Genomic DNA, 10,237 nt, shown 5'->3' on the forward strand with positions numbered 1-10,237 from the left:
GTGGAGCTAAGGGGAATCGAACCCCTGACCTACTCGATGCGAACGAGTCGCGCTACCAACTGCGCCATAGCCCCTGGCCGCTAGCAGGCTACCAGCCACCGCCCGATCGCCAAGACGCACACAGCACACAGCACACAGCACACAGATTACTGGCCGGCCGCCCGCGGCAGGTCAGCCCGCCAGGCATGGTCGCGGGCGAACGGTACGTACTCGAGGTGCTCGAAGACCGGATCCTCGTCGTCGATCTCCAGCACCACCGCACCCGGACGGCGCAACCGTGCCGGCACGTCGAACCCGGAGTCGAAGCCGCGGCCGAACCCGTGGTCGCGGCCGTCATCCACCCGGGCCCCGGCGCGGGCCATCCGCTGCATGCGGCGAGCACGTACCCGCTCTTCGATCCGGGTCTGCCGGCGCAGGTAGGCCAGGTACAACATCGTCACGCCTGCCGCAGTGCCGCAAACCCACCACGCGGCCGGCGCCACGGTGAATGCCGCCGCAGCCGAAACCACCAGGATCAACGCCATCGTCATCAGTACCCGTTTGCGGAAGCTGTACTTGCGGGCGATGACTGCGGCGGCGGTCGTCGAGTCGTAGCGGCGCCGCCGCGACGCAGCCGGGACCGCCATCGGCCCTGCGGTCGGTGAATCCTCTTCGGCCTCCAACCCCGACGTGTCGTCGACGTACTCGTATTCGGCGGCGCCCGACTCGGCTTCAGCCATCTCCTCGTCATCGATGTCATCGATTTGGTCGGACTCCGGCTCGCCGACATCGCCTCCGGCGACGGGCATATCGGCAGCCTCCTCGTCGACGACGTCCACGTCGAGATAGTCGGGCTGGGTCTGGTCGTCGGTAGCGTCGGCAGCAGCGACGACCACGGCAGATCCCGTTCCCGGACGATCCTCGGAGTCCTCGTCGTCTTCGCTGCCCCAGTCGGGGTCACAGCGCCAGTCGGGGTCACTGCGATGGCCGGCTGCGGGGCCGGCCCGCTTGAGCAGTCGAGCGCCGACGGCGCTGTTGAGCACCCGGGCCGCCAGCGCTATGTCGCTGGTGCGCCGCACCGCGTCGCGCTTGCTGACCAGCATCGGCACCAGCACGAACAGCCAGAGCACCACGAGAGAGATCCAGAGCAACGATTGAGGGATGCTGGGCATGGTGACCTGCTCCTTTCCCAGCCAAGGCTAGGTCTGTGACCACGCAACCGCCGCATGACGCGCCGATGCAATGACATATCTGTAATTTACCTGCAGACCTCAGTAGTCACAACTACCACGCTGACAACACGCGTTTCAGAGTGTTTCAGACCCAATCGGCCCGGCCGTCTCGAACCAGGACCGAGGTCACCGACCCGGCGATCTCCTCCACCGTGAGGGCAACCAGCACGTGGTCGCGCCAGGCTCCGTCCACGTCGAGGTAGCGCTGCAGCAGACCTTCCTCGCGGAAGCCGACTTTTGCCAGCACGGCCCGGCTGGCGGCGTTCTCCGGACGCACGGTGGCCTCCACCCGGTGCAGCTTGACCGGCCCGAAGCAGTGGTCGATCCCCAGCGCCAACGCTCCGGTGGCCACCCCCTTGCCCGTCGTCGAACTCGACACCCAGTAGCCGATCCATGCCGACCGCAACGCGCCGTGGGTGACGTTGCCGATAGTCAGCTGACCGCAGAACCGCCCGTCCAACTCGATAGCGAACGGCAGCATCCGCCCCCGGCGGGCCTCCGAGCGCAGGCTGGAACAGACTGCGGGCCACGAGGCGGCGGTATGCCGGACGACCCAGTCCGCGTCGGCGCTGGGTTCCCAGGCCTCCAGCGCAGCCCGGTCCGCCAGTCGGATGCGGCTCCATTGCGCACCGTCGCGAATCCGCACCGGGCGCAGCCGGATCACCCCCGCCGCGACCCTCAGCGGCCCCACCACCGTTGGCCAGCCAGGGTGGCCGGCGGTGTTGAATCGCCAGAGATTCACCAGCGCGCCGCCTGACTCACCCCGCGTCAACCGCGCTGAGCCAGAAAAGCGACGTCGACCACCTCACCCGTGCGGATCTGCTCGGCCTCAGCGGGCACCACCACCAGGCAGTTTGCTTCAGCCAGTGTGGCCAGCAAGTGCGATGAGCCACCCGGGGCGCCGCCTAGCACCTGGACCAGATACTCATCGGTATCAGAATCGCGCATCAACTGGCCGCGCAGATACCCGGTGCGGCCGCGCACCGAACTGATCGGCGCCAGCGTCCGGGCCTGCACTATCCGGCGCATCGGTTCCCGCTTGCCCAACGACAACCGAATCAGCGGGCGAACCATGACCTCGAAGACCACCAGCGCGCTCACCGGATTGGCCGGCAGCAAAAACGTCGGAACGCCCTCCGCGCCCAGTTGACCGAAACCCTGCACAGAACCCGGATGCATAGCGACGCGGGTGACCTCTAGCTCGCCCAACTCCGACAGCACGGCACGCACTGCCTCGGCTGCGGCGCCGCCGACCCCGCCGGCGATCACCACCAACTCCGTCCGGTTGAGCTGTCCCTCGACGACCTCGCCCAGCTTCTCAGGCGCGCTGCTGACGATCCCGACGCGGTTCACCTCCGCGCCCGCATCACGCCCGGCCGCGGCCAGCGCGTAAGAGTTGACGTCGTACATCTGCCCGTTGCCCGGTGTGCGGGCGACGTCGACCAGTTCGCCGCCGACCGACATCACCGCCAGCCGTGGACGTGGATGGACCAGCACCCGCTCCCTCCCGGCCGCGGCCAGCAGCCCCACCTGGGCGGCGCCCACGATCGTCCCGGCGCGGACGGCAACGGCGCCGGGCTGCACGTCATCCCCGGTACGCCGCACGTAGGCGCCCGGTCGCACCCCGCGCAGCACCCGCACCCGGGACTGCCCGCCGTCAGTCCAGCGCACCGGCAACACGGCGTCGGCCAGGGCAGGCAGCGGCGCCCCGGTCTGTATCCGCATGGCCTGCTGCGGCTGCAGCCTGCTGGGCGTACGCGCACCGGCCTCGATGGTGCCCACCACCGGAAGGCTGACCGCCGCGTCGGCATCCGGACCGCTTGCCTCGTCGCTCTCGTCGACCACCTCGACCGTGTCGGGGGTGTCGGCATCGACTACGTCGACACTGCGAACCGCGTAACCGTCGATGGCCGCTTGATCGAAACCGGGCATCGGATGCTCGGTGATCACTTCCTCGGCGCACATCAGGCCCTGCGCCTCGGCGATGGCCACCCGCACCGGTCGCGGTGCCACCGCGGCAGCCGACACCCGGTCCTGTTGTTCCTTTACCGAACGCACAGCGTGCCTTCCTCCGTTCGGACCCGAGCGCTAGTCTCCACCCAGTCCCAGCCGCGCCACCAACCACCGCCGCAAGTCCGGGCCGAGGTCGTCGCGATCCAACGCAAAGTCAACCGCAGCTTTGAGGTAACCACCGGGATTTCCCAAATCGTGTCGCGCCCCACGATGCACGACGACGTGCACCGGGTGACCCTCCTCGATGAGCAACTCGATGGCATCGGTGAGCTGCACCTCACCACCGGTACCCCGGTCGATGCGCCGCAGCGCGTCGAAGATGGCGCGGTCGAGCACATAGCGGCCGGCCGCGGCGAACATCGATGGCGCGTCGGCGGCGGTGGGCTTCTCGACCATGCCGTTGACCTTGAGCACGTCGGGGTTGTCAGCCCAGTCACCGTCGGCAATCGGCTCGACGTCGAACACCCCGTAGGCACTGACCTCCTCTTGGCTGACCTCGATTGCGCACAGCACCGTGCCACCCCGCCGGGCCCGCACCCACGACATCGTCTCCAGCACCCCCGTGGGCAGCACCAAGTCGTCGGGCAACAGCACCGCGACGGCGTCTTCGTCAGGCGACAGGGTGGGTTCGACGCAGCCGATGGCATGACCGAGCCCGAGCGGCTCGGCCTGCACCACGGACTCGACCTTGATCAGTTCCGGGGCGCGGCGCACCTTGGCCAGCATGGCCTTCTTGCCGCGGGCTTCCAACGTGCCCTCCAGCACCAGGTCCTCGACGAAATGCGCGACAACGCCGTCCTTGCCTTCGGAGGTGACGATGACCAGGCGTTCCGCACCCGCCTCGGCGGCCTCGGCCGCGACCAGTTCGATTCCGGGGGTGTCAACGACCGGCAGCAACTCCTTGGGCACCGTCTTGGTCGCGGGCAGAAACCGGGTGCCCAGGCCGGCCGCCGGCACGATCGCCGTGCGCGGCACCGGAAGCTGTTGGCGGGGCAGTATCACCACACGTCACACGATAAGTCACCAGATGACCACGACCGGGTGCGCACCCGGCGTGGCGGCGGAATGACCGGTGTTGACATCGTGGGACCATGACCGCAGACAAGTCCGCACTGCGCAAGCAACTGCTTGCGGCGCGCCGTGCGGTTGCCGACGACGTTCGCGCCGACGATGCACGTGCGCTACAGCGACACCTCGATGAGCTGGTGGTCGCCGGCGTCACGATCTGCGCGTATGTACCGGTGGGCACCGAGCCGGGTTCGATCGCCATGCTGGACGGGTTGCTGCGCCGCGGTGTGCGGGTGCTGCTGCCGGTGGCCCGGACAAGCGGGGCCGGTCAGGACGTGCCGCTGGCCCTGATGTGGGGCCAGTACCGATCCGGCAGCCTGGTGACCACCCAGTTCGGCCTGCTCGAACCGCCGCAGCCGTGGCTGCCGGCGTCGACCCTGGCCGAAGCGATGCTGGTGTTGGTTCCCGCGCTCGCGGTCGACCGCCGGGGCGTGCGACTGGGCCGCGGAACCGGCTTCTACGACCGGTCGCTGCCGCTGCGGGGTCCCGACACCCAGCTGGTCGCGGTCATCCGCGACACGGAGTTGGTCGACGAGCTGCCCGTCGAACCCCACGACGTACCGGTGACACATGCACTGACCCCAGGACGCGGTGTCATCGCGCTTGACGCCGAAAAGACCCCGGAATGACCGAGCCCAAATAGCGGTTCTAGCACTTAGCGCGGTAGAGTGCTAACCCGACTGGTCACTTCACGGAGGTTCCTGTGCCCACATATAGCTATGCGTGCACCGAGTGCGGCAACCGCTTCGACAAGGTGCAGTCCTTCACCGACGACACGCTGACCACCTGCGATCGGTGCTCTGGCCGGCTCCGCAAGCTGTTCAGCTCGGTCGGCGTGGTGTTCAAGGGCAGCGGCTTCTACCGCAACGACAGCCGCGAAGCGCGGAAGGTGGCCGGAAACGGCTCGGGGCACGGCTCGGCGCAGGGCGACCGAAATGGTGACGGCAAGTCCGGCACCGGTTCCGCCGGCGACTCGGGCTCGGACAAATCCGGCGCAACCGACAAGTCGACCACATCCAGCGAAACGAGCGGCAAGGGAGACAAGGGCAACAAGTCGAGTTCAAGCGGCAACTCGACGGCTTCTGCGGCAACATCTGCGGCATCGCGCTAAGAGCCGGTTATCCACAGCACGGCGCCCGAGACGACGGCGCCGGATTGGCATGCTTCGTACCGTGTCGGCATGGCTGAGTCCCTCAACCCGACGCTGGCCACTCGGTTATCCCGGACGCTGCGAGCCGACTGGACGCGCACCGTCATGGCGCGACGCGTCGCCGCCGCCGGCTTGGTAGTGCTGGCCGGCATCGCGGCGATCAGGTCCAACCCGGAGGGTGATCACGTCGAGGTCGTGGTCGCTGCCCGCGACATCGCTCCCGCGACAGCGTTGACCACCGATGACATTTCACTCCAAAGCCGTTTGGCGGCAACCGTTCCAGACGGTGCGTCAGCCGATCTGTCGGCGGTGCTCGGTGCGACGTTGGCCGGCCCGGTGCGTCGTGGCGAAGTGCTCACCGACGTCCGGTTGCTGGGCCGGCGGCTGGCCGGGGCGACGGCCGGGCCGGATGCCCGAATCGTCGGCCTGCACCCGGCTGACCACGCGCTGATCGAACTGGTTCGCCCCGGCGATGTCGTCGATGTCGTGGCAGCCCCGAGCTCCGATCCGCATGCCGACCCCAGCATCGTCGCAACCGGCGGCATCGTCGTCCTGGTTTCGGACAAACGGAACGGGACGAACGACGACCGTGTGGTGCTGGTGGCATTGCCGGCCGCAGCCGCCAATGCGGTGGCCGGCGCTGCGCTGGTTCAGGCCGTAACCCTGATCCTACGGTGAATAATCTGCTGTCCCAACCTCTTTAGGGTCTTTTGTCGCCTCGCTAAACCAAGCGTGGTTGCATGCTGGTGCAGAACTTGCACTTGCGCGCCGACTTGGGGATGTTCGACAGGCACTCCGGGCATTCCTTGGTCGCCGGTTCGTCGCCGAACACGCTGACTCCCCGAAGCTTCTGGAAGTGCTTGTAGGGCAACACGACCAGGAAGTACACCACGGACATGAAAACGATGAAGTAGATGACCGCCGAGATAAACGTACCGATGTCGAGGAAGGTCGACTCGTTTCCCTCTGCACCGAGTTGCCAGCCCAGCCCGAGCGACTCGGTGCTGGGCTGGGCGGCCGCCACCAGCGGATTGATTACGCTGTCGGTGAAGGCTTTGACCACGTTGGAGAACGCCAAGGCCACCACCAAACCGACCGCCACGGAGATGACATCATCGCGCATCAGAAAATTTTTGAACCCCTTGAACACGCGAACACCCCTTTCGCCGGGAACAATCCGAACGGCGCCCCGCCGCCCACCGGAACATTAAGCACACGAGCGCGCCAGCGCGGGTGATTTGATGAAGTTACGCCTCAACCGTGATGTGGCGGCACGTTCTCCCGAAGCCACTGCTCGCGCTCTTCGGCGCCGTCCACATCTTCCGAGTCACGCTCGTCCGCTGACTCGGTCATATCTCCAGGCTCGAGAGCTCGCCGATGATATGGACTGCCAACGGATTCAGTGTCGCCATTCCATCGCGCACCGCATAGCGGGAACCGGCGAGGTTGACCACCAGGGTGCTGCCGGATATCCCGGCCAGGCCGCGCGACAGTCCGGCATCGACAATCCCGGCAGCCAAACCCGATGCGCGCAACGCCTCCGAGATACCGAGGATCTCACGATCCAGAATGATGCGGGTGGCTTCCGGAGTGACGTCGCGCGGCGTCACCCCGGTGCCGCCAACCGACACCACCAGGTCGACTCCGCCGATCACCGCTGTGTTCAGCGCGTTGCGGATCTCCACCTGGTCCGCGGCGACGGCCACCACACCGTCGACGACGAACCCGGCCTCGGCAAGCAACTCGGTGACCAGCGGGCCGCTGTGATCTTCGTCACCGTGCGCGGTTCGGTCGTCGACGACGATGACAAGAGCCCTGCCGGGCAACTGCAAAGGCTGTCCCATGCCTGCAACCGTATATCCAGCGGCCGGCGCGGGCGGGACAACTCGGATCACTTTTGTGCTGCGCCCAGGGTGACCTGCATGGTCTTAGTGGACAGGGAGTGATCCTCCACATAGGTCAGGGTGACCTGGTCTCCGGGTTGCTTTGACCGCACCGCGGCGACCAGCGCATCGGAGTTGCCGATCGGACGACCGTCGAACTGCGTCACCGTGGCCCCATCCGGCAGACCCGCCTTCGACGCCGCCTCACCGGGCACCACCTCGACGACCTTGGCGCCGTGTGAACCCCGATCGTTGATGACCTTCACGCCCAGCGAGGCGTGCGTCGCCGTGTGATCCGGGGAGTTGATGAGTTCGTCGGCGATCCGCTTGGCCTGGTCCACTGGGATGGCGAAACCGAGTCCAATTGAGCCACTCTGCGTATCGGCGTAATCGCCGCCCAGGGTCGCGATGGCGGTGCTGATCCCGACCAGATCCCCGTTCATGTTGACCAGCGCACCGCCCGAGTTGCCCGGGTTGATGGCGGCATCGGTCTGGATGGCGTCCAGCACGGTGTTCTGGTTACCCGCCTCACCGGACGTCGACACCGGTCGGTTGAGCGCACTGATGATGCCGGTGGTCACGGTGCCCTCCAGGCCCAGTGGCGATCCGACGGCCACCACTTCCTGGCCGACCCGCAGATCCGCCGAAGTACCGAGTGTCATCGGGGTCAGCCCGGAGATACCTTGAGCGCGAACGACGGCGATGTCGCTGGCCTGGTCGACCCCGACCACAGTGAACGGCGTGGTGCGGCCATCGGAGAACGTCACAATGGTTTTTGGACCCGGCCCCGGTGCCCCCGGTGCCCCCGGTGCCCCCGGTGCCGCCGGTGCCGCCGGTGCCGCCGGTGTGGCAGGTGTGGCCTCGGCCTTGGCTGCGGCGGCGATCACGTGGTTGTTGGTCAAGATCATCCCGTCGGGCGACAAGATGATCCCGGAGCCCTCCTCGGATTGGCGACCCAAGTCCGTCTCGAGCATGACAACGCTGGGCACCACTTTGGCGGCGACTTTCTCAATCGAGCCTTCCGGCAGGCTGGCGGCCGCGGGCACGCTGGGCGCCTGACCCCCCGCTGTCGTGGCGAGGGCACCGCCAACCGGCTGGCGGTCCGTCTGCATCACCGACGCCACCGCCCCGCCGATACCACCGGACACCAGCGCGATGACTACCGCGCCGACCGTCAATGCGCCTGCCCGGGAGCGTTTTTCCGATGCCGGTCCGGTAACCGTCATTGGCCTGGCAGCTGCAGGCCGCGCGTTACCGTACGCGTCGTACGACAGGCGATACTGCGGCTGCTGGGCATAGCGCCAGTCGTACGGATGCTGCGCACCGTGCGCACCCGGGCCCGGATATCCCCCTGCGGCGTGCTGTCCCGGCGTCGCTGCCGTCGAAGCAGCCGGAGCAGGCCGTTGCGGTTGCTGCGGCGGTGGCGAATAGCCCGGGTGGTTCGTCATGTTGCTCAGTTACTCTTCCTCAAACGTGCGGTGGGGTGCGGCGAAAGCTTCAGCACTAGCCTGCCTGCGTGGACTGAGAATCGCCTAATACCGTGTTCGATTCGTCTGCAGACTTCTGTCCGTCCGCCGGCGCTGCATCGTCGGCTGCAGCATTCATCGCATGATCAACTGCGCCACCGACAGGCACTGGGCGCCCGGGCAGCGACACGTGTATCGACGTCCCCGGCGGTCGGCCGCCCGGCACGGTTTCTTCGATACGAAGTGTGCCACCGTGTTTGAGCACCACCTGTTTCACAATCGCCAGGCCCAAGCCCGACCCCGGCATCGCACGCGCGGAATCGGAGCGGAAGAACCGCTCGAACACCAGCTCGCGCTCGTGCGGCGGGATGCCGGGACCATGGTCGGAGACCACCAGCTCGACATGTGTCGGGTCTGTTTGTGCCATCCGCAGACCGACCCGCCCGCCCGACGGACTCCACTTGGCCCCATTGTCGAGCATGTTCAGCACTGCTCGCGACAAGCCGGCCGCATCCCCGTAGATCTGCCAGGGAATCACTTCAACGTCGAACTCGATATCGTTACGGCGCCGCCTAACTCGTTCCATACTGCGATCGATGACTTCGGACATGTCTACCTGCTCGTATGCGGCCTCGCGTCGGTCGTCGCGGGTGAGATCCACCAAATCACCTACCAGAGTGGATAATTCCTCGATCTGGGCGATCACGTCGACACGCAGATCGGCTACTTCCTGCTCTGGCAGCGGCGGTGCTCCCGGTGCCGCAGAGGCCATCAGCAGCTCCACGTTGGTGCGCAGCGATGTCAGCGGGGTCTTGAGCTCATGGCCGGCATCGGCAACCAGCCGGGCCTGGCGTTCCCGTGACTCGGCGAGCGCCCGGAGCATCGCATTGAATGCTTCGGTGAGCCTGGCTAATTCGTCGCTGCCGTACACCGGGATCGGCCGCAGATCGTCGGTGCGCGCCACCCGCTCGGCTGCCTCGGTCAGCCGGCCCACCGGTCGCAGGCCGGCACTGGTCACCATTCCGCCGGCCACCGCGGCGACCGCGACACCGACCCCGCCGACGACCAACAGGACCCAGCGCAGTTTCCCCGTCACCGCCTGGGTGGGCGCCAGGCTCTTGGCGATCAGCAGCGTACTGCCGTTGGGCAGGTGAACAGCCAGGACCCGCTGGCCGGCCGCCGTTCGCCGGGACAGGAACAACTCGCCACGGATGACGGCCTTCTCCTGCGCCCCAACCGGCAGCCGCTGGCCGGGCTGATTCGCGGTGTAAATCGCACGGCCGGGGTTCACCAGCATGGCGTTGACATCGGAATACGCGGTTCCCTCGATCGCCTTACCCGGGTCGGCGGCCAGCGAACCGCTGGCGATCAGCATCTCCGCCCGGCTCTGCAACTGGTTGTCGATGTCTTTGTACAGCGCCGCCGAGATCACCGCATACACGGCGA

Annotated in this window: 11 protein-coding genes and 1 tRNA gene; 3 read left to right on the forward strand and 9 right to left on the reverse strand. The window is 67.1% G+C overall.

The window, feature by feature from the left end; genetic code table 11:
- Nucleotide 1 precedes the first annotated feature (1 nt).
- From AC2VON_RS17645 to AC2VON_RS17665, 5 genes are all read right to left on the reverse strand, one after another.
- Nucleotides 2-74, reverse strand: a tRNA-Ala gene (locus AC2VON_RS17645).
- A gap of 72 nt (nucleotides 75-146) precedes the next feature.
- Entirely contained in the window at nucleotides 147-1,151 is a 1,005-nt protein-coding gene (gene sepX / locus AC2VON_RS17650; RefSeq protein ID WP_486954108.1) for a divisome protein SepX/GlpR, read from the reverse strand.
- 145 nt (nucleotides 1,152-1,296) lie between these two features.
- A complete protein-coding gene (locus tag AC2VON_RS17655) occupies nucleotides 1,297-1,953 on the reverse strand; it encodes a GNAT family N-acetyltransferase (RefSeq protein ID WP_486954109.1) in 657 nt (218 codons plus the stop codon).
- A 26-nt stretch (nucleotides 1,954-1,979) separates the two neighbouring features.
- Nucleotides 1,980-3,269: a molybdotransferase-like divisome protein Glp gene (glp, locus tag AC2VON_RS17660; protein ID WP_486954110.1), complete on the reverse strand. Its 1,290-nt coding sequence runs from the start codon at nucleotides 3,267-3,269 to the stop codon at nucleotides 1,980-1,982.
- Between the two features lie 30 nt (nucleotides 3,270-3,299).
- On the reverse strand, nucleotides 3,300-4,220 hold the full coding sequence (locus tag AC2VON_RS17665; RefSeq protein WP_486954118.1) for a UTP--glucose-1-phosphate uridylyltransferase: 921 nt from the start codon (nucleotides 4,218-4,220) through the stop codon (nucleotides 3,300-3,302).
- 95 nt (nucleotides 4,221-4,315) lie between these two features.
- Here AC2VON_RS17665 and AC2VON_RS17670 point away from each other — a divergent pair, with 95 nt between their 5' ends.
- The 3 genes from AC2VON_RS17670 (at nucleotide 4,316) to AC2VON_RS17680 (ending at nucleotide 6,120) form a co-directional block, all read left to right on the forward strand.
- Complete coding sequence (locus AC2VON_RS17670; protein WP_486954111.1) at nucleotides 4,316-4,921, forward strand: 5-formyltetrahydrofolate cyclo-ligase; 606 nt, start codon at nucleotides 4,316-4,318, stop codon at nucleotides 4,919-4,921.
- A gap of 74 nt (nucleotides 4,922-4,995) precedes the next feature.
- Nucleotides 4,996-5,403, forward strand: coding sequence for an FmdB family zinc ribbon protein (locus AC2VON_RS17675; protein ID WP_486954112.1), 408 nt, complete (start codon nucleotides 4,996-4,998; stop codon nucleotides 5,401-5,403).
- Nucleotides 5,404-5,472: 69 nt separating this feature from the next.
- Entirely contained in the window at nucleotides 5,473-6,120 is a 648-nt protein-coding gene (locus AC2VON_RS17680; RefSeq protein ID WP_486954113.1) for an SAF domain-containing protein, read from the forward strand.
- A 43-nt stretch (nucleotides 6,121-6,163) separates the two neighbouring features.
- On the opposite strand, the gene AC2VON_RS17685 is transcribed toward AC2VON_RS17680, so the two are convergent.
- The 4 genes from AC2VON_RS17685 to AC2VON_RS17700 all read right to left on the reverse strand — a co-directional run.
- Nucleotides 6,164-6,592: a large conductance mechanosensitive channel protein MscL gene (locus AC2VON_RS17685; RefSeq protein WP_486954114.1), complete on the reverse strand. Its 429-nt coding sequence runs from the start codon at nucleotides 6,590-6,592 to the stop codon at nucleotides 6,164-6,166.
- 199 nt (nucleotides 6,593-6,791) lie between these two features.
- On the reverse strand, nucleotides 6,792-7,286 hold the full coding sequence (locus AC2VON_RS17690; RefSeq protein ID WP_486954115.1) for a MogA/MoaB family molybdenum cofactor biosynthesis protein: 495 nt from the start codon (nucleotides 7,284-7,286) through the stop codon (nucleotides 6,792-6,794).
- 47 nt (nucleotides 7,287-7,333) lie between these two features.
- Nucleotides 7,334-8,773 carry a S1C family serine protease gene (locus tag AC2VON_RS17695; RefSeq protein ID WP_486954116.1) on the reverse strand — a complete coding sequence of 480 codons (1,440 nt, stop codon included), beginning with the start codon at nucleotides 8,771-8,773 and terminating at the stop codon, nucleotides 7,334-7,336.
- Between the two features lie 55 nt (nucleotides 8,774-8,828).
- On the reverse strand, nucleotides 8,829-10,237 hold a 1,409-nt coding region (locus AC2VON_RS17700), incomplete at its 5' end, for a HAMP domain-containing sensor histidine kinase (protein WP_486954117.1).

The sequence above is a fragment of the Mycobacterium sp. TH-M82 genome (assembly GCF_057473605.1).

Bases quoted from the DNA above. Each gene is read 5' to 3' on its own strand.
- AC2VON_RS17690 (WP_486954115.1), bottom strand. From the start codon at position 7,286: ATGGGACAGCCTTTGCAGTTGCCCGGCAGGGCTCTTGTCATCGTCGTC.
- AC2VON_RS17680 (WP_486954113.1), top strand. From the start codon at position 5,473: ATGGCTGAGTCCCTCAACCCGACGCTGGCCACTCGGTTATCCCGGACG.
- AC2VON_RS17670 (WP_486954111.1), top strand. From the start codon at position 4,316: ATGACCGCAGACAAGTCCGCACTGCGCAAGCAACTGCTTGCGGCGCGC.
- AC2VON_RS17695 (WP_486954116.1), bottom strand. From the start codon at position 8,773: ATGACGAACCACCCGGGCTATTCGCCACCGCCGCAGCAACCGCAACGG.
- sepX (WP_486954108.1), bottom strand. From the start codon at position 1,151: ATGCCCAGCATCCCTCAATCGTTGCTCTGGATCTCTCTCGTGGTGCTC.